This window comes from Pseudomonas hygromyciniae, assembly GCF_016925675.1.
GTDB lineage: Bacteria > Pseudomonadota > Gammaproteobacteria > Pseudomonadales > Pseudomonadaceae > Aquipseudomonas > Aquipseudomonas hygromyciniae.
In genome coordinates, this window is record NZ_CP070506.1 from 526,018 (window position 1) to 551,334 (window position 25,317).

Annotated in this window: 22 protein-coding genes and 1 riboswitch; of the genes, 15 read left to right on the plus strand and 7 right to left on the minus strand. The window is 61.8% G+C overall.

What is annotated here, in order from left to right:
• Positions 1-213: 213 nt before the first annotated feature.
• Positions 214-1,620 carry a hypothetical protein gene (locus JTY93_RS02210; RefSeq protein WP_240357265.1) on the plus strand — a complete coding sequence of 469 codons (1,407 nt, stop codon included), beginning with the start codon at positions 214-216 and terminating at the stop codon, positions 1,618-1,620.
• 2 nt (positions 1,621-1,622) lie between these two features.
• Here the strand turns inward: JTY93_RS02210 and JTY93_RS02215 are convergent, their stop codons facing one another.
• On the minus strand, positions 1,623-2,279 hold the full coding sequence (locus JTY93_RS02215; RefSeq protein ID WP_205476199.1) for a phosphotransferase: 657 nt from the start codon (positions 2,277-2,279) through the stop codon (positions 1,623-1,625).
• Positions 2,280-2,403: 124 nt separating this feature from the next.
• Here JTY93_RS02215 and msbA point away from each other — a divergent pair, with 124 nt between their 5' ends.
• The 3 genes from msbA (at position 2,404) to JTY93_RS02230 (ending at position 6,707) form a co-directional block, all read left to right on the plus strand.
• Positions 2,404-4,224, plus strand: a complete 1,821-nt coding sequence (gene msbA / locus JTY93_RS02220; protein ID WP_169992172.1) for a lipid A export permease/ATP-binding protein MsbA — start codon at positions 2,404-2,406, stop codon at positions 4,222-4,224.
• 105 nt (positions 4,225-4,329) lie between these two features.
• Positions 4,330-5,766 (plus strand): bifunctional D-glycero-beta-D-manno-heptose-7-phosphate kinase/D-glycero-beta-D-manno-heptose 1-phosphate adenylyltransferase HldE, encoded by a 1,437-nt coding sequence (gene hldE, locus JTY93_RS02225; RefSeq protein ID WP_169992174.1) that lies wholly within the window; start codon positions 4,330-4,332, stop codon positions 5,764-5,766.
• Positions 5,767-5,777: 11 nt separating this feature from the next.
• Entirely contained in the window at positions 5,778-6,707 is a 930-nt protein-coding gene (locus JTY93_RS02230; RefSeq protein ID WP_205476198.1) for an NAD-dependent epimerase/dehydratase family protein, read from the plus strand.
• 49 nt (positions 6,708-6,756) lie between these two features.
• Here JTY93_RS02230 and JTY93_RS02235 read toward each other — a convergent pair whose 3' ends face one another.
• The 4 genes from JTY93_RS02235 to JTY93_RS02250 all read right to left on the minus strand — a co-directional run bounded on the left by JTY93_RS02235 (position 6,757) and on the right by JTY93_RS02250 (position 10,168).
• Positions 6,757-7,722 carry a metal ABC transporter ATPase gene (locus JTY93_RS02235; RefSeq protein ID WP_205476197.1) on the minus strand — a complete coding sequence of 322 codons (966 nt, stop codon included), beginning with the start codon at positions 7,720-7,722 and terminating at the stop codon, positions 6,757-6,759.
• Positions 7,723-7,763: 41 nt separating this feature from the next.
• Positions 7,764-8,576: an aldo/keto reductase gene (locus JTY93_RS02240; protein ID WP_169992180.1), complete on the minus strand. Its 813-nt coding sequence runs from the start codon at positions 8,574-8,576 to the stop codon at positions 7,764-7,766.
• The gene (locus JTY93_RS02245) at positions 8,573-9,748 is read right to left on the minus strand and encodes an NAD(P)/FAD-dependent oxidoreductase (protein WP_205476196.1); all 1,176 of its coding nucleotides are present in this window, start codon (positions 9,746-9,748) and stop codon (positions 8,573-8,575) included. Before JTY93_RS02245 ends, JTY93_RS02240 begins: the two co-directional genes overlap by 4 nt.
• An 84-nt stretch (positions 9,749-9,832) precedes the next feature.
• Positions 9,833-10,168 (minus strand): DMT family transporter, encoded by a 336-nt coding sequence (locus JTY93_RS02250; RefSeq protein WP_029299169.1) that lies wholly within the window; start codon positions 10,166-10,168, stop codon positions 9,833-9,835.
• Between the two features lie 201 nt (positions 10,169-10,369).
• Here JTY93_RS02250 and JTY93_RS02255 point away from each other — a divergent pair, with 201 nt between their 5' ends.
• Positions 10,370-11,260 (plus strand): LysR family transcriptional regulator, encoded by an 891-nt coding sequence (locus JTY93_RS02255; protein ID WP_169992184.1) that lies wholly within the window; start codon positions 10,370-10,372, stop codon positions 11,258-11,260.
• A gap of 23 nt (positions 11,261-11,283) precedes the next feature.
• Positions 11,284-12,561 (plus strand): lipid IV(A) 3-deoxy-D-manno-octulosonic acid transferase, encoded by a 1,278-nt coding sequence (gene waaA / locus JTY93_RS02260; protein WP_205476195.1) that lies wholly within the window; start codon positions 11,284-11,286, stop codon positions 12,559-12,561.
• Between the two features lie 110 nt (positions 12,562-12,671).
• Here waaA and JTY93_RS02265 read toward each other — a convergent pair whose 3' ends face one another.
• Positions 12,672-14,111 (minus strand): TolC family outer membrane protein, encoded by a 1,440-nt coding sequence (locus JTY93_RS02265; RefSeq protein ID WP_205476194.1) that lies wholly within the window; start codon positions 14,109-14,111, stop codon positions 12,672-12,674.
• Between the two features lie 196 nt (positions 14,112-14,307).
• A riboswitch (TPP riboswitch) is annotated at positions 14,308-14,413 on the plus strand.
• Between the two features lie 150 nt (positions 14,414-14,563).
• On the opposite strand from JTY93_RS02265, the gene thiC reads away from it, so the two are divergent.
• Positions 14,564-16,453, plus strand: a complete 1,890-nt coding sequence (thiC, locus tag JTY93_RS02270; RefSeq protein WP_205476193.1) for a phosphomethylpyrimidine synthase ThiC — start codon at positions 14,564-14,566, stop codon at positions 16,451-16,453.
• Positions 16,454-16,607: 154 nt separating this feature from the next.
• Positions 16,608-17,897, plus strand: coding sequence for a putative hydroxymethylpyrimidine transporter CytX (cytX, locus tag JTY93_RS02275; RefSeq protein ID WP_205476192.1), 1,290 nt, complete (start codon positions 16,608-16,610; stop codon positions 17,895-17,897).
• On the opposite strand, the gene JTY93_RS02280 is transcribed toward cytX, so the two are convergent.
• Positions 17,866-18,612 carry an RsiV family protein gene (locus JTY93_RS02280; RefSeq protein ID WP_205476191.1) on the minus strand — a complete coding sequence of 249 codons (747 nt, stop codon included), beginning with the start codon at positions 18,610-18,612 and terminating at the stop codon, positions 17,866-17,868. The two genes, cytX and JTY93_RS02280, sit on opposite strands and share 32 nt — an antisense overlap.
• 202 nt (positions 18,613-18,814) lie before the next feature.
• Here JTY93_RS02280 and JTY93_RS02285 point away from each other — a divergent pair, with 202 nt between their 5' ends.
• From JTY93_RS02285 to JTY93_RS02315, 7 genes are all read left to right on the plus strand, one after another.
• Positions 18,815-19,432, plus strand: a complete 618-nt coding sequence (locus tag JTY93_RS02285; protein ID WP_205476190.1) for an NUDIX domain-containing protein — start codon at positions 18,815-18,817, stop codon at positions 19,430-19,432.
• Positions 19,423-19,872 carry a DUF1249 domain-containing protein gene (locus JTY93_RS02290; RefSeq protein ID WP_169992198.1) on the plus strand — a complete coding sequence of 150 codons (450 nt, stop codon included), beginning with the start codon at positions 19,423-19,425 and terminating at the stop codon, positions 19,870-19,872. The genes JTY93_RS02285 and JTY93_RS02290 overlap by 10 nt, the downstream gene beginning before the upstream one ends.
• 97 nt (positions 19,873-19,969) lie before the next feature.
• Positions 19,970-20,785, plus strand: coding sequence for a 3',5'-cyclic-AMP phosphodiesterase (gene cpdA / locus JTY93_RS02295; protein ID WP_205476189.1), 816 nt, complete (start codon positions 19,970-19,972; stop codon positions 20,783-20,785).
• Positions 20,786-21,240: 455 nt separating this feature from the next.
• A complete protein-coding gene (locus tag JTY93_RS02300; RefSeq protein WP_205476188.1) occupies positions 21,241-21,849 on the plus strand; it encodes a YqiA/YcfP family alpha/beta fold hydrolase in 609 nt (202 codons plus the stop codon).
• A gap of 44 nt (positions 21,850-21,893) precedes the next feature.
• Positions 21,894-23,798, plus strand: coding sequence for a DNA topoisomerase IV subunit B (gene parE, locus JTY93_RS02305; RefSeq protein WP_032862074.1), 1,905 nt, complete (start codon positions 21,894-21,896; stop codon positions 23,796-23,798).
• Complete coding sequence (locus tag JTY93_RS02310) at positions 23,798-24,793, plus strand: esterase-like activity of phytase family protein (RefSeq protein ID WP_205476187.1); 996 nt, start codon at positions 23,798-23,800, stop codon at positions 24,791-24,793. The genes parE and JTY93_RS02310 overlap by 1 nt, the downstream gene beginning before the upstream one ends.
• Positions 24,790-25,311: a retropepsin-like aspartic protease family protein gene (locus tag JTY93_RS02315; protein ID WP_205476186.1), complete on the plus strand. Its 522-nt coding sequence runs from the start codon at positions 24,790-24,792 to the stop codon at positions 25,309-25,311. The genes JTY93_RS02310 and JTY93_RS02315 overlap by 4 nt, the downstream gene beginning before the upstream one ends.
• The last annotated feature ends 6 nt before the right edge of the window (positions 25,312-25,317 follow it).

Sequence of the window (25,317 nt, forward strand, 5' to 3'; positions counted from 1 at the left end):
TGTTACGCTACGCCGAGAGTTACCTGTACAACGCCTGGGTTGATTGCATTGACTAGGCGTTGGGTTTTGGCGGTGCAGTGGTTTTCTGGAACATATGTTTTCAAATCTTGTGCACACGATGTGACGCCAGGTTTTAAGGAGCGGGGTGTGGTTGGTATAGGCAGTAAGTTGTGGGCCCGGGTTTTGAGTGTTGTCGTCGAACATCCCGTTCGAGTGGCTTTTTTCGGGAGTCTGCTGCTATCCCTGATCGCCGTATTGGGCGCCGCGACTGTCGGGCGTGATGCTGCTTTCTACCTGACCATTGCCCAGGACGTCCAAGTCCACGGCCCGAAATCCGCCTTTGCCGTATTCAACTGGCCCTGGTTCTCCCTGCTCCTGGCGGGTACCCATTCGGTTTCAGGCCTGCCCATAGAACTGAGTGCTTACTTGTGGTGTTCGCTGTTTGCCGCTGGAACCTGTGCGCTTCTGGTTGACTGCGTTCGCCAGCGCTCAGTGCAGGTTGCACCCTGGGCCTGCCTGGTGGTGCTGGCGATGCCGGCGTTCAACCAGTTTCGTGGCGAGATCCTGCGTGAGTTCGGCTTCTGGTTTTTCTGCATCCTGACGCTGTGGCTGGCCATGCGCTGGCAGGCCCGTGGTGGATGGCTGCGGGCGGCAATCATCCATCTGGCGATTGTCGCGGCAGCAGCGTTCCGGTTGGAGGCGTTGTTGCTGTTGCCGGCGTTGGGCTTGTGGCAGTTGCCTGGCCTGTGGGTCCGCGAACGGCGCCTGGCACTCCTGCAATTTGTCGCGCTGCCGCTGCTGGGTGTGGTGGCGGGGGTGGTGCTGGTCTCGTCCACGGGCGGTTTTTCATCGGCCCGCGTTGCCTACTATCTGGATTTGATCAATCCGAGCAGTGTCTTGGCGTCGTTTGATTTGCTGCGCGAGCAGTTCGCCAACTCGCTGATCAACAAGTACTCCCAGGATGAAACGGGGCGCATCATCTTTTTTGGCATCCTGGCGGCCATGGTCATCAGTTTTGTGAGTATTTGCGGACCCTTTGCCGTGCCGTTTCTACGGGGGCGCAATTGGCAGGCAATCAAGCTCTACTGGTATGAGTACCGGCCTTTTGCTTGGGCGGCGGTGTTGTATCTGTTGGTGTTGCTGCTGTTCTTTATCCAGCAGCAGTTCATGAACACACGCTACATGAGCTTCTTGAACCTGCTGTTTGTACCGGCGCTGGCGCTTGCGCTGCAGATGTTTGCGCAACAGTTCCCGCGCCTGGGCAAGGCCCTGGTGGCGGTCGGCCTGTTGGTGATGTTGTCCAATGTGGTGTCCACTGGGCCGGGCAAGGTCCAGTACGTCGAGGCGGGGCGTTGGATGGCGGCGAATGTCGAACCGGATGTTCCTGCGTATTTCGATGATGGGCGTATTGGTTATTACGCAGGGCGTGGTTACCTGCTCAAGCAATTGACCCGGGAAGCCGCGATGTCACCGGCGCATGCAGGGAAATTCCGCTACTTCCTGATCGAAGCCCGTGGCAACGAGCCCTGGCTCACCAGTTGGCTCGCCGAGCGCAACCTGCGTATCGTCGAGCGCTTCGCCAATCGCCGAGGCGCCACAGTACTGATCATCACCCAGTGAGATCAGTCCAGTAGTTGTCGCAGGCGCTCAATCAGTGGCGCCTGTTGACTGCCTGCCGGCAAGCCCTGGCGATAGCCGTCGAAAAAGGCTTGCCCGGCATCATCACCCAGCAGCCATTGCCGATCCTGCGCATAGCGTCGCAGATGGCTGAAGTTGCGCCGCCGCTTGCTCTGGCTCAGTGGGCTGGCCTGGCAGCTCAGGTCGGCAATGTCGATCAAACCCAGGGTGTTTTCCGGTGTCAGGACGACGTTGCCAAAGTGCAGCGAGCGAAAGTACACGCCCTTCTCATGCAGTTGCGCAATGAAGCAGCCCAGGCGCCCACGCAGGGCCTCGGCGTCGGCCTTGGCGAGTTTCAACTGGCGGATGGTTTCCCCGGCCAGTGGGCTGTAGTACACCGCGTCCCGCGCAATGCTGGGGATGCGATACACCGCAATGATGCGCGGGCAGGGGATGTCCCGTTGCTGCAGCGCGCGGGTGTTGTTGGCGAAGCGTTGTGCATAGGGGTAGAACAGCGCCGAACTGAGCAGGCGCTTGCGCCGGAACAGTTTGAGCATGCAACCATCGGTCAACCGGAGCACCTTGTCGCCAGAACCATCGGCTTCCAGCACCTGCGCACCGGCGCGCAATGCCTCATAGGTGTTGTGATCGATTACTTGCATGCCTGACTCCCATCAATAGCCGGTTATCTTAACCGACTTGGTGCAAGGCTGGCCCCTGCTCATGTTTTTTGGGGCGAAGAGGCCTGTGATATGATCCGCGCCTTACTGATTTGCGCGGATTCCCATGAGCAGTCCTGAACCGAAAACCCAGTCGACGCTGGCGATTTACTTTCGCCTCCTGACTTACGTACGGCCTTATGTGGGTCTGTTCATCCTGAGTATCGTCGGGTTCCTGATCTTCGCATCGACCCAGCCGATGCTCGCTTATATCCTCAAGTATTTCGTCGATGGCCTGGCGAACCCCGAGGCCAGCCTGTTCCCCGGCAACCCCTATCTGGGCAAGTTGCAGTTGCTGGAAACTGTGCCGCTGATGATCGTGCTGATTGCGGCCTGGCAGGGCGTGGGTTCTTTCCTCGGTAACTTCTTCCTGGCCCGGGTTTCCCTGGGATTGGTCCATGACCTGCGCGTGGTGCTGTTCAACAAGCTGTTGGAGTTGCCAAACCGCTTCTTCGACAAGAACAACTCCGGCCACCTGATTTCCCGTATTACCTTCAACGTCACCATGGTCACCGGTGCTGCCACCGATGCTATCAAGGTGGTTATCCGTGAAGGCATGACCGTGATTTTCCTGTTCTGCACCCTGGTTTGGATGAACTGGAAGCTGACCTTGGTGATGCTGGCGATCCTGCCGGTGATCGGCATGATGGTGAACAGCACCAGCCGTAAATTCCGCAAGCAAAGCAAGAAGATCCAGGTATCCATGGGCGATGTGACCCATGTGGCCTCCGAGACGATCCACGGCTACCGCGTGGTCCGCAGCTTTGGCGGCGAGCAGTATGAAAAGGTGCGCTTCGAGCAGGCAAGCCTGAGCAATACCGAGAAGCAACTGGCGATGACCAAGACCGGCGCGGTGTACACGCCAATGTTGCAACTGGTGACCTACAGTGCGATGGCCGTGGTCATGTTCCTGGTCCTGTATTTGCGAGGCGATGCGTCTCCGGGCGACCTGGTGGCCTATATCACCATGGCCGGCCTGCTGCCCAAGCCGATTCGCCAGCTTTCCGAGGTCAGCTCGACCATCCAGAAGGGCGTGGCCGGTGCCGAGAGTATTTTCGAGCAGTTGGATGAGCCGGTAGAAGTCGACCAGGGCGTGATTGAGCATGAGCGTCTGGCTGGGCGCATTGAAGTGCGCAACCTCAGCTTCCAATACCCGGAAAGCGACAAGAAGGTGCTCAACGACATCAGCTTTATCGTCGAGCCTGGGCAAATGGTCGCGCTGGTGGGGCGTTCGGGCAGCGGCAAGTCGACCCTGGCTGGCTTGATCCCTCGTTTCTATCAGCATGAGCAGGGGCAGATTCTGCTCGATGGCGTACGCGTGCAGGATTTCACCCTGCGCAACCTGCGCCGGCAAATCGCCCTGGTGACCCAGCAGGTCACCTTGTTCAACGACACCGTGACCAACAACATTGCCTATGGTGACCTGGCCGGCGCGCCAGCTGACGCGGTGCACCACGCCGCTCGCGAAGCGTACGCCGATGAGTTCATCGTGAAGATGCCCCAGGGCTATGAAACCCTGGTCGGCGAGAACGGCGTGCTGCTGTCCGGTGGCCAGCGCCAGCGCATCGCGATTGCCCGTGCCTTGCTCAAGGATGCGCCGCTGCTGATTCTCGACGAGGCCACCTCGGCCCTGGATACCGAGTCCGAGCGCCATATCCAGGCGGCCCTGGACCATGTGGTGAAGAACCGCACGACCCTGGTGATCGCCCACCGCCTGAGCACCATCGAGAAAGCCGACCTGATCCTGGTGATGGACGACGGCCAGATTGTCGAGCGCGGGACCCATGTCGAGCTGCTGGCGAAGAATGGTTACTACGCCCGCTTGCACGCCAAGGAGTTCGAAGAAGGCGACCCAGTGGCGCCCTCCCATGTGACGGATGCCTATTGAGGCGCCATTGCCGCCGGGCTGGGATCGACCGCCAGGATTGAATCGGTCGATGCTTTTCCCTGTGCTAATATCGCGCCCCTGTTCATTTTGTATGTGGGTTGCTCCATGAAGTTGTCCATGCCGCGATTCGATCAAGCCCCTGTCTTGGTGGTCGGCGATGTCATGCTCGACCGTTACTGGCATGGCGGTACCTCACGGATTTCCCCTGAGGCACCGGTACCGGTAGTCAAGGTCGAGCAAATCGAAGACCGTCCAGGCGGCGCTGCCAACGTTGCCCTTAACATCGCCGCACTCGGCGCCCCGGCCTCCCTGGTCGGCGTGACCGGCGACGATGAAGCCGCCGACAGCCTGACCAACAGCCTGCGCGGCGCCGGCGTGCGTGCCCTGTTCCAGCGCATTGCCCACCAGCCGACCATCGTCAAGCTGCGGGTCATGAGCCGTCACCAGCAATTGCTGCGTATCGATTTTGAAGAACCCTTCGCCACCGACGCCCTGGCCCTCAGTGACCAGGTCGACGCGTTGCTCGAAGGCATCAAGGTATTGGTGCTGTCGGATTACGGCAAAGGCGCGTTGAAAAACCACCAGGTGCTGATCCAGGCTGCCAAGGCCCGTGGCATCCCAGTGCTGGCCGATCCCAAGGGCAAGGACTTCTCGGTCTACCGGGGGGCCAGCCTGATCACGCCGAATCTCAGCGAATTTGAAACCATCGTCGGCGGTTGCGTCGATGAGCATGACTTGGTGAGCAAAGGCGCAAGCCTGATGGCCGATCTCGACCTCGGCGCCTTGCTGGTGACCCGTGGCGAACACGGCATGACTCTGCTGCGCCCCGGTCACCCGGCCATGCACCTTCCGGCGCGGGCGCGGGAAGTATTCGACGTCACCGGCGCCGGTGACACAGTGATTTCCACCCTGGCGGCAGCGATTGCGGCGGGCGAGGAGTTGCCCCATGCGGTGGCCCTGGCCAACCTGGCCGCGAGCATCGTGGTGGGCAAGCTGGGCACGGCGTCCATCAGCGCCCCGGAACTGCGTCGTGCGATCCAGCGCGAGGAAGGCTCGGAGCGTGGCGTGTTGAGCCTGGAGCAATTGCTGCTGGCGATTGACGATGCCCGGGCCCATAACGAGCGCATTGTCTTCACCAACGGCTGCTTCGATATCTTGCACGCCGGCCATGTGACCTACCTGGAGCAGGCTCGCGCTCAGGGTGATCGCCTGATCGTGGCGATCAACGATGATGCTTCGGTCAGCCGCCTGAAAGGCCCTGGCCGACCGATCAACAGCGTGGACCGGCGCATGGCGGTCCTGGCTGGGTTGGGCGCGGTGGATTGGGTGATCAGCTTCTCCGAGGGGACCCCGGAAAACCTGCTGGCCCAGGTCAAGCCGGATGTGTTGGTCAAGGGTGGTGACTACTCGGTCGACCAGGTGGTCGGCGCCGATATCGTCAACGCCTATGGCGGCAAGGTCAAAGTCCTGGGGTTGGTAGAGAACAGCTCGACCACCGCGATTGTCGAAAAAATTCGCCAAACCAACGATGCCGCCCAATAGGTTTTACCGCTATGTCTGATGCTCTTGTACTGATTACCGGCGGTGCTGGCTTTATCGGTTCCAATCTGGTCGATGCACTGCTAGCCAAGGGTTATGCGGTGCGGGTACTGGATAACCTGTCCACCGGCAAGCGCAGCAACCTGCCGCTGGACAACCCGCGCCTGCAACTGCTCGAAGGCGATGTGGCCGACGCTGCTCTCGTCGCCCGTGCGGCGCTGGGGGCGACGGCGGTAGTGCACCTGGCGGCAGTCGCGTCGGTGCAGGCGTCGGTGGATGACCCGGTCAGTACACACCAGAGCAACTTCGTGGGTAGCCTGAATGTCTGCGAAGCCATGCGTCAGGCTGGGGTCAAGCGCGTGGTGTTTGCTTCCAGTGCCGCGGTGTATGGCAACAACGGCGAAGGCGACTCTATCGACGAGCAAACCGCCAAGGCACCGTTGACGCCTTATGCATCGGACAAGCTGGCGAGCGAGCACTACTTTGACTTCTACCGTCGCCAGCATGGCCTGGAGCCGGTGATTTTCCGCTTCTTCAACATCTTTGGCCCGCGCCAGGATCCTTCATCGCCGTATTCCGGGGTGATCAGCATCTTCAGCGAGCGCGCGCAGAAAGGCCTGCCGATTGCCGTATTCGGCGACGGTGAGCAAACCCGTGACTTCATGTACGTCGGGGACTTGGTGGCGGTGCTGGTACAAGCGGTGGAAATGGCCGAAGCGCCTCTGGGCGCGATCAATGTCGGCTGGAACCGCACCACCACGCTCAAGCAGTTGCTGCAGGCACTGTCGGAAATTGTCGGCTCGTTGCCGGCTGTCAGCTACACAGAGCCGCGTTCAGGGGATATCCGGCACTCCAGGGCCAACAACCAGCGTTTGGCAGCGAGCTTCACCTTGCCTGAGCCGACGCCGCTGAAGACGGGCCTGGAGAAACTGCTGCACGGCTGAGCCCTTATTCTCTTTAGGAGCCGGCAAGCCGGCTCCTACAGGGGAGGCGTCAGCGTCCTGCTTTTTTTGGCACCATCTTGCGCAAGATCTGCCTGGCCCGCCCGGTCAACTGCTTCAACTTCGATTCCTTCTCCGGCGTGCTCAGGCCCTGTTGCCTGAGCCAGTCCTTCCAGCGGATCCGCTCATCACGCACCAGCCAACCCTCCTGCTGGGCAAAACTCTCAGCCAGGTATAACCCGCGGGTGCTCGCCGGGATCAGTTGATCCTTCTTCAGGGTATACAGCTCGGCGCACGGCTGGCCGTCCTTCAGGGGCATCAGGTACAAATCCGGGCGCTGGCGGTCCAGGCGTGCCACCAGTTGGTCGCCTTCCAGGCGTTCGTCCACATGGAACAGACTCAAGGACTTGGCTTCCTTCGGCACTTCCAGGCGCAGGTCGTAGATCAATTGCAGTGACGCCGTGGGCAGGTGCACATAGGCCCGGGGGCGTTCGATCAACTGCATGCTGGCGCAGCGCACCGGGCGGGCGGCACCTGACAACGGCGACAGGCGAAACGGCAAGGCCTCGCGGTAATGCAGCGCGCTGGAGTAGGGCGCCGGTAGCCAGGTGTCGTTGAAACGCCCGCCCAGCCAACCTTCCGGGGTTTCCAGCAGGCATTCCTCGGCGATTTCCTGAATGGCGGTGTGCAGCGGCAGGTTCAGTTCGTGGGCCGGCACGTAGCCGGAAATCAGCTTGAGCACCACATCGCCACGGTCTTGGCGACGTTGGCGCACCAGTACCCAGTAATCGCGGTTTTGCCAGTGCAGTGTCAGGCGCACCGACACCCCGAGGTTGGCCAGTTCCAGTGCGAAGCGCTCGGCATCCGCCACCTCCACCGGCTTGCGTCGCTGCAAAGTCTGGGCAAAGTTGAGCGGCATGCCCACGCTCTGGTAGCTCAGGCCTTCGGGGGTGGCTTCGACGTACAGGGGCAGAGTTTTAAAGTTACTGGGGTTTTTTCTTATGAGCGTTCGCGGCATGTCGGCTCCTTCTTGCGTCGGGGTCGGCCGCGTCGGCGGCATCAGGATTGGCGAATGATCTTGGCAGCGGTTGCCACATTATGGGCAAGGTGCAGCGGGTTGATGGTCCCGACAATAGCACTGGCCACGCCCGTTTGCGCAAACAACAAGATGAAACTGGCGTGAATTGGATCCACTCCCGGCTCCAGGCACGCATGGCCACTGGCCAGGGCCTTTTTCACCAGGATGCCTTTGCCATGGGCGGCGGCATAATCAATCACGGCTTTTTCGTTTTGCTCGTTCAGATTGTAGGTGACCATGGCGCAATCGCCCTGTTCCAGAGCCTTCACGCCGCCTTCGACGGTTTTTCCGGAGAAGCCGAAACCGCGAATCTTGCCCTCGGCCTTGAGGTCCGCCAGGGTCTGGTAGACCTCGCAATCGTTGAGGATATGCAAGTCGTTGCCGTCGGAATGCACCAGCACCAGGTCGATAAAATCCGTTTCCAGGCGTTTCAGGCTGCGTTCCACGGACAGCCGGGTGTGGGCCGCGCTGAAGTCGTGACGGGACACGCCGTCGGCAAATTCTTCGCCGACCTTGCTGACAATCACCCAGTCCTGGCGCTGGCCACGCAGTAGCGGGCCCAGGCGTTCTTCGCTGTGCCCATAGGCGGGGGCGGTGTCGATCAGGTTGATCCCCAGCTCGCGCGCCTGGCGCAGCAACATCCGCGCCTCCTCATCGTTGGGGATCTGGAAGCCATTGGGGTACTTCACCCCCTGGTCGCGCCCCAGCTTCACGGTGCCCAGGCCCAGTGGCGACACCAGCAGGCCGGTGCTGCCCAGGGGGCGATGAAGGTCATGCAGGGTCGGCAGGCTCATGGCAACAGTTGCTCCCAGGCGGGTTGGGCTACGGCGGGGCGAGGCAGTTCAGGCAGTGGCGTGCTTGGCGTTGGCTGGACGCCGTCACGTTCCAGGGCGTAGAGCACCCGATCGGCGAAGTCCGGGGCCAGGGCCAGCTTGGTTGGCCAGCCCACCAACAGCCGGCCCTGCTCGGCGAGGAACGCGTTGTCCGGTCGGGTCAGGCCCGTTTGCAGGGGCTCGGCGCGATCCACCCGCAGGGTCGCCCACTGGGTCTGGCTCATGTCGATCCACGGCAGCAGGTGCGCCAGCTCCTTTTGCGCCGTGGCGATCTGCTCGGCGGGCGTGCGGTGCACGCCTTCGGTCTCGGCAATATCACCGCCCATGTACCACACCCAATTGCCATCGGCGGCCGGGTGCGTGGTGATGGTGATCCGTGGCTTGGTGCCGCCGCCCAGGCAGTGCGCGTACAGAGGTTTGAGGCCGGGGCCCTTGGCGATGATCATATGCAGCGGGCGCTTTTGCATGGCCGGCTGGCTCAGGCCCAGGGCCGTGAGCAGCTCGGCGGTGCCGCCGCCGGCACTCAGCACGATGCGCTGGGCGCGAATCGCCCGGCCATCGACTTTCAGGCCAACCAGGATGCCACCCTCAAGCAGCGGCTCGATCTGTTGCCCGGCGAGCAGGCCATCGCCGGCCAGTTGCGCCAGGCGTTCGATCAGGCTCGGTACGTCCACCACCAACTCGGCCAGGCGATAGACCTTGCCCTTGAAGCGACGGTCTTGCAGGGCCGGCGGCAAATCGTCGCCCTTGACCTGGTCGACGCGGCCACGCACCGCCTTGCTGGCGAAGAAGCTGGTGAGGTTGCCGGCGAGGGTGCCAGGCGACCACAGGTAATGGGCCTGGGACAGCAGGCGCACGCCCGTCAGGTCCAGTTCGCCGGTGCCGGCCAGCGCTTCACGCCAGCGTCGTGGCATATCGGCAATGGCTTCGGAAGCGCCGGTCAGGGCACCGTGCAAGGCGTATTTCGCACCACCGTGAATGATCCCCTGGGACTTCACGCTCTGCCCGCCACCCAGGGTTGCGTTCTCCACCACGATTGTGGAGAACCCCTGGCTGCGCAGGCGCGCATTGAGCCAGAGGCCGGCAACCCCGGCGCCGACAATCAGGACGTCGGTGGAAATAACGGATGGCATGGGGCGACCTCAGTGTTCAGAACAAGAGGCCAAGTATACAGACTCGACGGCGGGATCTTTGCTCAGGATCAACAACGTAGGAGGTCAGTGACCGGCAGTTTTCGAAAACAACTGAATCACCACCACTCCCAGCACAATCAAGCCCATCCCCAGCATCGCTGGCAGATCGAGCTTCTGCCCATAGATAAACAGCGCAGCGATGCTGACCATGACGATCCCCATCCCCGCCCATACCGCGTAGGCCACGCCCACCGGCACAGTGCGCACTACCAAGGTCAGCATCCAGAAGGCCACGCCATAGCCGACGATAACCAGCAGCAGTGGGATCGGCGTGCTCCAGCCCTTGATCGCTTTCATGGAAACGGTGGCGATCACTTCCGAGCAAATGGCAATGGCCAGGTAGTAGTAGGCGACGTTCATGGGGCAATCCTCGGGATGGGCTCAATACTGTAGGAGCGAGCTTGCTCGCGAAAATCGTTAACGATTACGCGTATAGCCTGGTTGAACGTGGTGTTCTTGGGTTTTTCGCGAGCAAGCTCGCTCCTACAAAGGCTGGCATTTTAGTGCGTTATCAGATGGGGTAAAGTCATTACCTATCCGAATTTAAGATGGGTTTAGCCGATGAGCGTGCAATGGAACCTGGATCAGATGCGCTTGTTTGTCAGCGTCGCCGAACAACGTTCGTTTTCGGCGGTGGCGCGGGACCAGCGCAAGGCGCAGTCAGCGGTGAGCAATGGGATTGCCTTGCTGGAGGCCGACTTGGGCGTGAGCCTGTTCGATCGTAGCAGCGGTCGCCAGCCCCGTTTGACCGAGGCCGGCACGGTCCTGCTGGAGGAAGCCCGGGAAGTGCTGCGCCAGTGCGAGCGTCTCAACGGCCGCGCTTTGTCCCTGATGCGGGGTGAAGAAGCGCGGCTGCGCCTGGCCCAGGACGAAGCCATGTTATATCAGCCGGTACTCGATAGCCTTGAGGCGCTGGCCGGGAAATTTCCTAGCCTGGAAGTGCAATTGTCGAGCACGGCCCAAGGTGATGTCGCACGTAAATTAGTCGAGCGCAAAGCGGACCTGGGGTTGCTGTTCTACCACGACCAGATCCCTGAAGCCCTTGAGCGGCGGGTGGTCGGCAGTGTGGAGATGGTCACGGTGTGTGGCGTCGGGCATCCGCTGGCCAGGGATGGTTTTGTCGATTGCCAGCGCCTGGCGCAGTTTCGCCAGTTGCTGATGTCGACCCAGACCAGCGTCTACCCCGGCAGTGAGGCGGCCAGCCCGCAGGTGTGGCGCGCCGACAGCTTCTACGTGCTGGCCGAATGGTTGGCGCGTGGTCTGGGCTGGGCCTGGTTGCCCCGGCATGTGGTGCAATATCCGACCTATCACGGGCAGATGGTCGAGCTCGATAGCGAATGGACCCCGCCGGCCCTGGTGGTGGAACTGGTGTGGCGGCGCGATGAGCCCCTGGGCCCGGCGGCGCGCTTTCTGGCCGAACGTTTTACCGCGTGTTTGCAGGCGATCGGCTGAAAAAGCCGATAAACTCCGCCGCCATGAATAGAACTCTCTACAGCTGTCTGTTTTACCTGGCGCTGCCGTTGGTGGCCTTACGTCTATGGCTGCGGGCCCGCAAGGCGCCGGCCTACGCCAAGCGCGTCAGTGAGCGCTTTTCCTACGGTTTGCCGGTACTCAAACCCGGTGGGATCTGGGTACACGCGGTGTCGGTGGGCGAGAGCATCGCCGCCGCGCCAATGATCCGCGGCCTGCTGGAGCGTCATCCACAGCTGCCGATCACCGTCACCTGCATGACGCCCACCGGTTCCGAGCGGATCCAGGCCTTGTTCGCCAATGAGCCGCGCATCCAGCATTGCTACCTGCCCTACGATTTGCCATGCGCCGCCAAGCGTTTTCTGGACCGGGTCCAGCCTAAACTCGCGGTGATCATGGAAACCGAGTTGTGGCCCAACCATATCCATCAGTGCGCCAAGCGCGGGATTCCCGTGGTCCTGGCCAATGCGCGGCTGTCGGCACGCTCGGCCAAGGGCTACGCACGTTTCTCCAAACTGACTGCGCCGATGCTGGCAGAAATGAGCCTGTTCGCCGTGCAGACCGCCACCGAGGCCGAGCGTTTTCGCAGCCTGGGTGCGCGCCCGGAAACGGTCGAAGTCACCGGCTCGATCAAGTTTGACCTGACCATCGACCCACAACTGCTGGTACGCGCTGCCGCGCTGCGCGAGCAGTGGCAGGCCAGCGAACGCCCGGTGTGGATCGCCGCCAGTACCCATGCGGGCGAAGATGAAGTGGTGCTGGCTGCCCATCGGCAGTTGCTCGCCAGCTACCCCAATGCCCTGTTGATTCTGGTGCCCCGGCATCCGGAGCGTTTCAACGCGGTGCTGGAGCTTTGCCAGCAACAGGGTTTTGCCACGGTACAGCGCTCCAGCGGCGCGTCGGTGAGTGCCGATACGTCGGTATTGCTGGGCGACACCATGGGGGAGTTGCTGTTTCTCTACGCCTTGGCCGACAGCGCCTTTGTCGGCGGCAGCCTGGTGCCCAACGGCGGGCATAACCTGTTGGAGCCCGCAGCGCTGGCCAAGCCGGTGATCAGCGGCCCGCACCTGTTCAACTTCCTCGAAATCGCCGCGATGATGCGCGAAGCCGGAGCGTTGCGGGAGGTGGAGGATGCCGAAGGGCTGGCCGAGGTGGTGCGGCAGTTGTTTGAGCTGCCGCAGGATGCACAGAAGATGGCACAGGCGGGGCTTAAGGTGATGCAGGCCAATCAGGGGGCATTGAAGCGCTTGCTCGAGGGTCTCGATCGCCTGATCAACCGCTGATCTTGTGGGAGCGGGCTTGCTCGCGAAGACGGTGTGTCAGTCAATACATGTGCTGACTGACACACTGCCTTCGCGAGCAAGCCCGCTCTCACATTTGTTATGCGGTGGGTTTAGTTGCCGGGGCGGGCCTTGAGTTGTTCGGCCGCAGCCTTGGCCAGGTCCGGCGGCAGGAAGTCCTTGTCCGGGTTGTAGTCTGCCTTCAGGTACCGCGCCAGATCCTGCAGATCCCCCGGGTTCAACGTCCCCGCCGCCTGCTTGAGGCGCAGGTTGTCGAGGATGTAGTCATAGCGGCTGTTGTTGTAGTTGCGCACTGAGGTGTACAGCTGGCGCTGGGCGTCGAGCACGTCGACGATATTGCGCGTACCCACCTGGTAACCGATTTCCGTGGCTTCCACTGCGCTCTGGTTGGAGATGATCGACTGGCGTCGCGCCTGTACCTGTTCCACATCGGTATTCACTGCACGGTGCAGGTTGCGGGTGTTTTCCACCACTTGGCGGCGCAGGCCTTCGCGTTGCTGTTCGGTCTGGCCCAGGCGCGAATAGGATTCGCGCACCTGGGAGCTGGTGAGGCCGCCGCTGTACAGCGGGATATTCAGGCGCAGCCCGATGGTGCGTTGTTCGACATCGCCACGATAGGGTTGGCCGAAGGCATTGGGGTTGCTGAAACCGAGGGCGTCGTTATCGCCTTTCTCGTATTGCGCCACCGCGTCCAGGGTCGGCGCGTGACCGGCCTTGCGTTGCTTGAGGGTTTCTTCGGCGGCCGTGACCGCATAGTTGCTGGCCAGAAGATTCAGGTTCTGCCGCCCGGCGGTGTCGACCCAGGCCTTGGCGTCGTTCGGCGCCGGTGGCAACACCGGCAGCGTGTGGACAATGCCCTGGATCGCGTTGTACTGGCGGTTGGTCAGGGTGATCAGCGCTTCAAACGCGTCATCCACCTGGCGCTGGGCAAGGATCCGGTTGGCCCGTGCGGTGTCGTAGCTGGCCTGGGATTGCAGCACGTCGGTCTTGTCCGACAGGCCCACGTCGAAACGCTCGTTGGACTGGTCCAGTTGGCGTTTGAAGGCAGCTTCCTCGGCCTTGGTCGAGGCCAGGTTGTCCTGGGCACGCAGCACGGCGAAGTAGTTTTCTGCACTTCGCAGGATCAGTTCCTGCTCGGTAGCCGAAAGTTGCAGGGCCGCTTGTTCATTGACGGCTTCGGCAGCCTGCAACTGGAACCAGCGGTCGGCGCGAAACAGCGGCTGGCTGAGGGTTGCGCGCCAGGTGTGGGCGTCGCGATTGGCAGTGGCCGAGGGTGTGTCGATCTGGGTGCGCACGTTGTTCACGTCGGCGCCGGCCGAGAGGTTGGGCAGCAAGCCGGCGCGGGCCTGGGGCACCACTTCTTTCTGCGCGCCGTATTGGGCGCGGGCGGCGGCCAGGTCGGCGTTGTTGTCCACCGCTTCCTGGTAGACGCTGACCAGATCGGTTTTGGTCGACAAGGGCGCTTCTGCTGCCCAGACCATTCCATTGGTCGCACAAGACACGGCAAGAGCCAGTGAAAGTTTGCGCAGCATGAGGCGATCCCTAGATAAATATTACGGCGATAATTTAGCGCCCAAGGCTACGACGAGCAATCCATAGCGTCAAGGCGTTGAGGCAGTAGCCGAGTGTAGTGGCCGCACTGCGGCACAACAATCCTGTAATTGCGCCATTCATCACGCTGAATGCACCGCTATTGGCAATTTGCCTGCTCCATGGTCTAGACTGGCCGCGTTCTTGTCGGGGTGCCTTGCTATGAGGCTGAGATCGGTAAATACCGGATCCCGTTGAACCTGATCAGGTTAGCGCCTGCGTAGGGAACAAGATTTCTCGTCACCCGGCGAGTCCTCTTGTGCTTCGTCCGGGATGTTGTTCGACAATCGAACGGCCCTCGTGCGTCAAGCACAGCACTGCTTGCAGTGCGTCCATCCGTCACAGGTTCGCTCCGACAAAAATCCACTGCCTGGATGTGTCTGGAGAGCCCGTGATGAGTACAAAACTAAAAAACACCGTGCATTTGAGTGAGTCGGCCAAAGTTGACTCGGGATCCGTGCAGCCGTTTACCCGCTCGCAAAAAGTCTATGTGCAGGGCACTCGCCCGGATATCCGCGTACCGATGCGCGAAATCAGCCTCGACGTGACGCCCACCGACTTCGGCGGCGAGATCAATGCACCCGTGGTGGTCTACGACACCTCCGGCCCGTACACCGACCCCAACGTGATTATCGACGTGCGTAAAGGCCTGGGCGATGTGCGCTCGCCGTGGATCGAGTCCCGTGGCGATACCGAGCGCCTGCCGGGCTTGAGTTCTCACTTCGGCCAACAGCGCCTGAGCGACGCCGAACTGACCGCCTTGCGTTTTGCCCACGTGAAAAACCCGCGCCGCGCCAAGGCCGGGGCCAACGTCACGCAAATGCACTACGCGCGCCAGGGCATCATTACCGCCGAGATGGAATACGTCGCCATCCGCGAAAACATGAAGCTCGAAGAAGCCCGCGCTGCCGGCCTGCTGACCCCGCAACACGCCGGCCACAGCTTCGGCGCCAGCGTGCCGAAAATCATCACCCCCGAGTTTGTGCGCGAAGAAATCGCCCGTGGCCGCGCCATCATCCCGGCCAACATCAACCACACCGAACTGGAACCGATGATCATCGGCCGTAACTTCCTGGTGAAGATCAACGGCAACATCGGCAACAGCGCCCTGGGCTCGTCCATCGAAGAAGAAGTGGCGAAACTGACCTGGGGCATTCGCTGGGGTTCGGACACGGTGATGGACCTGTCTACCGGCAAGCACATCCACGAAACCCGCGAGTGGATCATCCGCAACTCGCCGGTACCGATCGGCACCGTGCCGATCTACCAGGCCCTGGAAAAAGTCGGCGGCGCCGCCGAAGACCTGACCTGGGAGCTGTTTCGCGACACCCTGATCGAACAGGCCGAGCAGGGTGTCGACTACTTCACCATCCACGCCGGCGTGCTGCTGCGCTATGTACCGCTGACCGCCCAGCGTGTCACCGGTATTGTTTCCCGTGGCGGCTCGATCATGGCCAAGTGGTGCCTGGCGCATCACAAAGAGAACTTCACCTACACCCATTTCGACGAAATCTGCGAAATCATGAAGGCCTATGACGTCAGCTTCTCCCTCGGCGATGGCCTGCGCCCGGGCTCGATTGCCGACGCCAACGACGCGGCGCAGTTCGGTGAGCTGGAAACCCTCGGCGAACTGACCAAGATCGCCTGGAAGCACGACGTACAAACCATGATCGAAGGCCCGGGCCATGTGCCGATGCAGTTGATCAAGGAGAACATGGACAAGCAACTGGAGTGCTGTGACGAGGCGCCGTTCTACACCCTCGGCCCGCTGACTACTGACATTGCTCCGGGCTACGACCACATTACCTCAGGCATCGGCGCGGCGATGATCGGCTGGTTCGGTTGCGCGATGCTCTGCTACGTCACGCCCAAGGAACACCTGGGCTTGCCGAACAAGGATGACGTGAAGACCGGCATCATCACCTACAAGATTGCGGCCCATGCGGCGGATTTGGCCAAGGGCCATCCAGGCGCGCAGATCCGCGACAACGCCTTGAGCAAGGCGCGGTTCGAGTTCCGTTGGGAGGACCAGTTCAACCTCGGCCTGGACCCGGACACCGCACGCTCCTATCACGACGAAACCCTGCCCAAGGATTCGGCCAAGGTCGCGCATTTCTGCTCGATGTGCGGGCCGAAATTCTGCTCGATGAAGATTACCCAGGAAGTGCGTGAGTACGCGGCCAACCAGCGCATCGAGGCTGTGGACGTGGATGTGGCCAAGGGCTTGGCCGAGCAGGCAGAGCGGTTCAAGCAGGAAGGTAGTCAGCTCTACAAAAAGGTCTGATCCAAGATCGCGGGCGCCTGCAAGGGCCTCATCGCGAGCAAGCCCGCTCCCACATTCGATCGAGTTCCACCTCTGGAATGCGGTCGAATGTGGGAGCGGGCTTGCTCGCGAAAGCGACCTCTCAAACAACAAATACTCCTCAGAGATTCCACCCTTGAGCATTCAACCGAGTACCTACTCTCCCGACATTGCCGTGCCCATAGACAAACGTGTCTTCGGCGCCCGCGATCTGTTCTCCCTGTGGTTCTCCCTCGGCATCGGCCTGATGGTCCTGCAAACCGGCGCGCTGCTGGCGCCGGGGTTGGGCCTGTCGGGGTCGTTGTTGGCGATCTTCCTCGGTACCCTGGTGGGTGTGCTGTTGCTGGCCGCCGTCGGGGTGATCGGCAGTGACACCGGCCTATCGTCCATGGCCGCCCTCAAGCTCAGCCTGGGTGCCAAAGGCGCTAGCCTGCCGGCGCTGTTGAACCTGCTGCAGTTGATCGGCTGGGGCTCGTTCGAGATCATCGTCATGCGCGATGCCGCCAGCCTGCTCGGCACCCGTGCTTTCAGCGAAGGCAGCCTGTGGGCCAGCCCATTGCTCTGGACGCTGTTCTTTGGCGGCCTCGCCACCTTGCTGGCGGTCAGCGGCCCGTTGACCTTCGTACGGCAGATCCTGCGCAAGTGGGGGATCTGGCTGCTGCTGGCGGCCTGTCTGTGGCTGACCTGGAACCTGTTCGCCAAGGCCGACCTGGCCGCGTTGTGGGCCCAGGCGGGCGATGGTTCGCTGCCGTTTGCCGTCGGGTTTGATATCGCCATTGCCATGCCGTTGTCCTGGCTGCCGCTGATTGCCGACTACTCACGCTTCGGCAAGCGCGCAACCCGAGTGTTCGGCGGCACGGCCCTGGGCTTTTTTATCGGTAACTTCTGGCTGATGAGCCTGGGCGTGGCCTACACCCTGGCGTTTGCGCCCAGTGGTGAAGTCAACGCGCTGTTGCTGGCATTGGCCGGAGCTGGCCTGGGGATTCCGCTGCTGTTGATTCTGTTGGATGAGTCGGAAAACGCCTTCGCGGATATCCACTCGGCGGCGGTGTCCAGCGGCATGCTGCTGCGCCTTAAAGTCGAGCACCTGGCGTTGGCTATTGGCGTGGTGTGCACGCTGATCGCCTGCTTCGCGCCCTTGGCCCAGTATCAGAATTTCCTGCTGTTGATCGGCTCGGTATTCGCGCCGCTGTTTGGCGTGGTGCTGGTGGATCACTTCATCCTGCGCCGACGTGGCCAGGCGCTGCCTGCAAGCCTGCGCTGGCCGGCGCTGCTGGCCTGGCTGGGCGGTATCAGCACCTATCATCTGCTGGCCAATCTGTATCCGGATGTCGGTGCGACCCTGCCGGCACTGGCGCTGGCAGGGCTGCTGCAATTTATCCTTGGGCGTGCCTTCAGTGGCGCACGGGCACCAGCTCAGGCTTGATGATGCCGTCGAGACGCGCGTAAGGAATCTGCAACTCGACGTGGCCCATGGCGTAGGGCGCAATGGTGGTCGTAGGGTACTTGAGCACCACCGCGCCATAGGTCAGTGCCACGTTCGGGGTTTTCTGGAAGGGCCAGCTTTTCACGTAGTCCGGTTCCAGGCTCAGGCGGGTGCTGATCAGCCAGCTGTTGTGGGCCACTTGGGCGGCTTTCCAGAACGCGTCTTCCTTGCCGGGGCGCAGCATGTCCGCCAGGGTCAGGTTTTTTTGTTGCTGGCGCGAGTAGTTGATGAAGCCGCGGCCAGGTTCGCCGTGGGCGCCGCCGGTGTCCAGGTAGCTGGACAGTTCGATGATCACCAAGCCGTCATGCTGCTCCCGTACCTTGGCCTGCAAATACATGCTGTTGCGCGGGCCGGACTCGCGCAGGAATTTTTCCCGATAGGCATTCAGTGACGCGGGCAGTGGCGTGCCGGGAGAGGTGCGAGTCATTTCCAGCAGGCGCTGCTCGATCAATGCGTCGAGCTTGGGCTCGTTGGCGAAATGCACCGTATCGATGTTCACCAGTGGGCAATCGGCAGTGGTGCAGCCCGGTTGCACCACTTCGGATGCATCGCGGGTGGCTTCCAGCGGCGCGCGGTAGTTGGGTTGGAACAGGCTCTGGCAAGCGCCGAGCGTCAAGGCAATACAGGCCACGGAGGCGACTTTTAACAGCGACATGGGCGTCCTTCATAAAGCGGAGAAGAGCGAAAGATATGGGGCTTCGACTGTCGGCATCCCAGTCAGTTCGCCACTAAGCTGATTACAGTGAGTTTGACCGCCGCCGCCTGTCCCGGCAACAGGAAAGGGGCTGCACCGACGGGGGCGGGCGCTGTAGGATGGCGCGATGCCGAGACACACACCGCAATAAACGAGGGTTGATATGACCGACAGTGCGAAATCGACGCCGAACAGATTTGAAGTGGTTCAGCGCGACAATGCCTACCAGGGCTTCTACAAGCTTGATCGTGTACAGCTGCGCCACGAGCTGTTCGAAGGCGGCATGAGCCCGGTGATCAACCGCGAAATTTTTGTCCGTCACGATGCCGTCTGTGTCCTGCCCTACGATGCGCAACGCGATGAAGTGGTGTTGATCGAACAGTTCCGGGTTGGCGCCATGGGCCGCACTGACAATCCATGGTTGGTGGAGATGGTTGCCGGTCTGATCGATAAAGACGAGCAACCGGAGGAGGTTGCGCACCGCGAAGCCGAGGAGGAAGCTGGGCTGACCTTCTCTGCGCTGTGGCCGATCACCAAATATTTCCCGTCGCCGGGGGGCAGCACCGAATTCGTCCACCTGTTTTTGGGACGTTGCGACAGTAGCGGTGCTGGCGGTATCCATGGCCTGGCCGAAGAAGCAGAAGATATCCGCGTTACCGTGTGGGCCTTTGAAGATGCCCTGCAAGCGGTGCGCGACGGTAAAATTTCCAACGCAGCCAGCATTATCGCCCTGCAATGGCTTGCGCTTAATCGCGCGGAAGTGAGGGGGCTATGGCAGTAAAGGCACGGGAACGCTACCGGGTCGACCTGATCGGCTTGCAAGCCGCTTGCGAGGCTAACTATGCGCGGCTGATGCGCCTGTTGCCGGACATGCGCCATACCCCCCAAGCGCGGCGGATCGCCGTGACCCACGGCGACCAGATGCTCGGTGTGCTGACCCTGGAGGTCATCCTCACCTGCCCATACACCAGCACCCTGCGCGTACGCCAGGAGCACAGCCTGCCGTGGCTGCCGGTGCCGCAGCTGGAAGTGCAGGTGTATCACGATGCGCGGATGGCCGAAGTGGTCAGTGCCGAACATGCACGGCGCTTTCGCAGCATCTATCCTTACCCCAATGTGTTCATGCACCAGCCCGATGAGAAAGCACAGCTCAATGTGTTCCTCGGTGAATGGTTGAGCCATTGCCTGGCCCTGGGCCATGAGTTTGAAGTCGTTCGATAGCGTTCAACGGTGTGCGTTTCACGGCTTTCCTCTTTGTGTCCTGCCCCAGCATAATTGCACCCATTGTCCATCTATGTGATTGCCCTGGGAGAACGCCTTGCCGAGCGTATCCACCGTGAACCCCGATGCGCCGGCGTTGCTGGTGCAACTGTCTGACAGCCACCTGTTTGCCGAGGCCGATGGCACGCTGCTGGGCATGAACACCCGCGACAGCCTGCAACGGGTGATCGAGCTGGTGCGAGCCCGGCAACCGCAGATTGATTTGCTGCTGGCCACCGGCGACTTGTCCCAGGACGGTACGCTTGAGTCCTACCAGCTGTTTCGCGACCTGAGCCAGCAGATTGGCGCCCCGGCGCGCTGGATTCCGGGCAATCACGATGAGCCGCAGGTCATGGCCCAGGCGACCATGGGCAGTGCGTTGCTGGAGCAGGTGGTGGATGTGGGCAACTGGCGGGTCATTTTGCTGGACTCCGCCGTGCCGGGCTCGGTGCCGGGTTATCTGGCGGATGTGCAGTTGCAACTCCTGGCCCAGGCCTTGAGTGAAGCGCCGGGTCGCCATCATCTGGTGTGCTTCCATCATCACCCCGTGCCCATTGGCTGTGCCTGGATGGAGCCCATCGGTTTGCGTAACCCCGAGGCGCTGTTTGCCGTGCTCGACCGTTTTCCCCAGGTGCGGGCGGTGTTGTGGGGGCATGTGCACCAGGAAATCGACCGCCAGCGTAATGGCGTGCGCTTGCTGGCGTCGCCGTCCACCTGCATCCAGTTCGCCCCCGGCAGTGAGGATTTCAAGGTCAGCGAAGAGGCCCCCGGCTATCGTTGGTTGCGTCTGCATCCGGATGGGCTGCTGGAAACAGGGGTAGAACGGATCGAAGGCTTCACCTTTACCTTGGATTACGGCAGCAACGGCTACTAAACCTGCAAACACACATCACAATGTAGGAGCGGGCTTGCCCGCGATAGGCATAGGTATCTACACAATTTTGCTGCATCGCATAACCCCAGGCAGATAGGGCTGTTGTGGCGAGCGGGCTTGCCCCGCGCTGGGCTGCGAAGCAGCCCCAATAAGCCCGCCGCGTTTCTTCAGGTAAACCGCGATAGCCTGGTTTAGGGCGGCTTCGCCACCCAGCGCGGGGCAAGCCCGCTCGCCACAGGGAAGATCGTCAGTTTCTGAAAGTTGTGTAGATGCCTATGCCGCGATAGCGGTGTCAGCCAACCCATCCATGACGGATATACCGCTATCGCAGGCAAGCCAGCTCCCACACTGGCCCCGTTTCCCCTGGCAAGCCGCGTTCGGCAGTAACCCTGCTCACACCGCGCCATTCCCTGTAAACTGCGCCCCTTTGGCCGATAACGCACGGAGAGCCCGGCATGTCCGCTTCGATCTTGTATATCCACGGTTTCAACAGCGCGCCGGCCTCGACCAAGGCCAGTTACCTGATGGGCGTGATGGACAGTCTCGGGCTGGCCGACCAACTGCGGGTGCCGGCCCTACATCACCACCCCCGCCAGGCGATTGCCCAGTTGGAGCAGGCGATCGGCGAGCTGGGGCGGCCACTGCTGGTCGGCAGCTCACTCGGCGGCTACTATGCAACCCATCTTGCTGAACGCCATGGCCTCAAGGCCCTGCTGGTCAACCCGGCGGTCAGGCCCCATCGCATGTTCGACGGTTACCTGGGCACCCAGAAGAATCTCTACACCGATGAAACCTGGGAACTGACCCACGATCACGTCGCAGCCCTGGCTGTGCTTGAGGTTGCAGCGCCCCAGGATGCCCAGCGCTATCAGGTGTGGTTGCAGACCGGGGACGAAACGCTGGATTATCGCCTCGCCGAGCAGTATTACCGGGCCTGTGCCTTGCGTATCCAGGCTGGCGGCGACCACGGTTACCAGGGCTTTGGCCGACAGTTGCCGGCGCTGTTGAGTTTTGCCGGCATTGGCGCAGATCAGTACCAATCCTTCGATTTCACCGCATTGTGAAACCGCAGGTTACTTTTTAATCGAACGACTCACGACGAGACCCCATGGCCACTCCCAGCGCTAGCTCTTATAACGCCGACGCCATCGAAGTCCTCTCGGGCCTCGACCCGGTGCGCAAACGCCCCGGCATGTACACCGACACCAGTCGGCCGAACCACCTTGCCCAGGAAGTCATCGACAACAGCGTCGACGAAGCCTTGGCCGGGCACGCCAAGTCGGTCCAGGTCATTTTGCACGCCGACCATTCCCTGGAAGTGTCCGACGACGGGCGCGGCATGCCGGTGGACATCCACCCCGAAGAAGGGGTGTCGGGTGTCGAGCTGATCCTCACCAAGCTTCACGCCGGCGGCAAGTTTTCCAACAAGAACTACCAATTCTCCGGCGGCTTGCACGGTGTGGGTATTTCCGTGGTCAACGCCCTGTCCACGCAGGTGCGGGTCAAGGTCAAGCGCGACGGCAACGAATACCAGATGACCTTCGCCGATGGCTACAAGGCCACCGAGCTGGAAGTGGTCGGCACTGTCGGCAAGCGCAATACCGGGACCAGCGTGTACTTCGCGCCGGATCCGAAATACTTCGATTCCCCGAAATTCTCCATCAGCCGCCTCAAGCACGTACTCAAGGCCAAGGCCGTGTTGTGCCCGGGCTTGCTGGTCAGTTTTGAAGACAAAGGCACCGGCGAAAAGGTCGAGTGGCACTACGAAGACGGCCTGCGCTCCTATCTGGAAGACTCGGTCAGCGACTTCGAACGCCTGCCCAACGAGCCCTTCTGCGGCAGCCTGGCCGGTAACAAGGAGGCCGTGGACTGGGCCTTGCTGTGGTTGCCCGAGGGTGGCGACAGCGTCCAGGAAAGCTACGTCAACCTGATCCCCACCGCCCAGGGCGGCACCCACGTCAACGGTCTGCGCCAGGGCCTGCTGGATGCCATGCGCGAATTCTGTGAGTACCGCAGCCTGTTGCCGCGGGGCGTGAAGCTGGCGCCGGAAGACGTCTGGGAGCGCATCGCCTTCGTTCTGTCGATGAAAATGCAGGAGCCGCAATTCTCCGGCCAGACCAAGGAACGCCTGTCGTCCCGCGAGGCGGCGGCGTTTGTCTCGGGTGTGGTCAAGGACGCGTTCAGCCTCTGGCTCAACGAGCATCCGGAACTGGGCCTGGCCTTGGCGGAGCTGGCGATCAACAACGCCGGCCGTCGGCTCAAGGCCAGCAAAAAGGTCGAGCGCAAGCGCATTACCCAAGGCCCGGCATTGCCCGGCAAGCTGGCGGACTGCGCCGGGCAGGACCCGATGCGCTCCGAGCTGTTCCTGGTGGAAGGTGATTCTGCCGGCGGTTCGGCCAAGCAGGCACGGGACAAGGAGTTCCAGGCGATCCTGCCGCTGCGTGGCAAGATCCTCAATACCTGGGAAGTCGATGGCAGCGAAGTCCTGGCCAGCCAGGAAGTGCACAATATCGCCGTGGCCATTGGCGTCGATCCAGGCGCCGAGGACATGAGCCAGTTGCGCTACGGCAAGATCTGCATCCTCGCCGACGCCGACTCCGACGGCTTGCACATTGCTACCTTGCTCTGCGCATTGTTCGTTCAGCATTTCCGCCCGCTGGTGGATGCCGGGCACGTCTACGTGGCGATGCCGCCGCTGTACCGTATCGACCTGGGCAAAGAAATCTACTACGCCTTGGACGAAGCCGAGCGCGACGGCATCCTTGATCGCCTGGTGGCCGAGAAGAAACGTGGCAAGCCGCAAGTCACCCGATTCAAGGGCCTGGGTGAAATGAACCCACCGCAACTGCGGGAAACCACCATGGACCCGAACACCCGGCGCCTGGTGCAGTTGACCCTGGAAGACTACGCCGCCACCTCGGAAATGATGGACATGTTGCTGGCCAAGAAGCGCGCTGGCGACCGCAAGGCCTGGCTGGAGTCCAAAGGCAACCTGGCCGAGGTATTGGGCTGATGCGCAGCGGTTTCGCCCTGGCGATACTGTTGTTGAGTGGGTTGGCAGCGACCCAGGTCGTGGCCCAGCCTGCGGCCGAGCTCAAATTGCTGTCCGAACACCCGGTAGACGGCATGCGCGGCGGCAACCTGTCGGGCCTGGCCTTGTGTGGCAAGGAGTTGTGGACGGTCTCTGACCGCGACGACGACCAGATCTACCGCCTCGATACCCGCGCCGACACCTGGCAGGCCGAGACGGTAAAGATCGATGTGCCGCCGGTGCCTGAATCGGGCCTGCCCTGGGGCTTGCGCGCACGCACCACGGCGGCGTCGGTGATTCGCGGCGGTGACCTGGATTTTGAAGGCATCAGCTGTGACGCCGCGGGTAATCGCTATATCGTCAGCGAAGCCCACGCGGCGGTGCTGCAGGTGCCGGCAAGCGGCGATCCAGAGTGGCTGAAGATTGCCCCTGGCATGGTTCGCGAGGCGCGGGCCAGTGGTCTGTTGCTGCACTTCAATGCCTTGTTTGAAGGCTTGGCGGTCAACCCCGAGGGCAATCAGATCTGGCTGGCGGCCGAACGTGAGCGGCGCGGGCTGATTTCGATCAGGCGCGGGCAGAGCGTTTGGGATTGTGATGGTCCGTGTGTACTGTTGAGCGAAGCCGGCCAGGAAATGCAGCCGGCGCAGTTTCCGGGAGCCAAGGCGGTGTCCAAGGACTTTGCCGACCTGGCGCTGTTCAATGGCAAGCTGTTTACCTTGGAGCGCAATGCGTTCCAGATCTGCCGGCGCGACAGCGTAACGGCCAAAGTCGAGCTGTGCTGGTCGTATGCCGATGAGGCATTGCTGCCAAATCGACGTTACTCCCAGAGTTATGGTCTGGCGGAAGCCTTGCTGATTGACGCCGACGGAGCCTGGATTGGCATCGACAACAATTTCGGCGCCCGGGCCGACGGTGAAAAACGCCCGATGGTCTATCGTTTTGCCGCTCCGGCCGGTGGCTGGAGCGCCCAGCCGTGAGTACGCAGCCGCCTGGCAAGCGCGCCGGACGCCTATTGATGTTCGTGGCGTGGGGCGCCGGGCTGTTTCTGGCAACACGGTTTTTTGGGCAATGGGAAGCGCGTCAGGAAAATCCCAACGCCGTAGTTACCTCGCAGCAACACGCGGGTTATATAGAAGTGAAACTGGTCGGCAACGGCCAGGGGCATTTTGTCGCCACTGGCCAGATCAACGGCCAGCCGGTGGATTTCATGCTCGATACCGGTGCCACCGACGTGGCGGTACCGGCCGAGTTGGCCGAACGCCTGGGGCTCAAACGCGGTTTGCCGGTGACCTTGAGCACCGCCAACGGCCGCAGCCAGGGCTATCGCACCCACCTCGACCGCCTGCAGTTGGGCGATATCGTCCTGCAGGACGTACGCGCCCTGGTGGCGCCGGGCCTGGGTGGCGAGCAAGTGCTGTTGGGCATGAGCGCATTGAAACAACTTGAATTTACCCAGCGCGGCGGCACCATGCTGCTGCGCCAGACCAGACAATGATGAGGC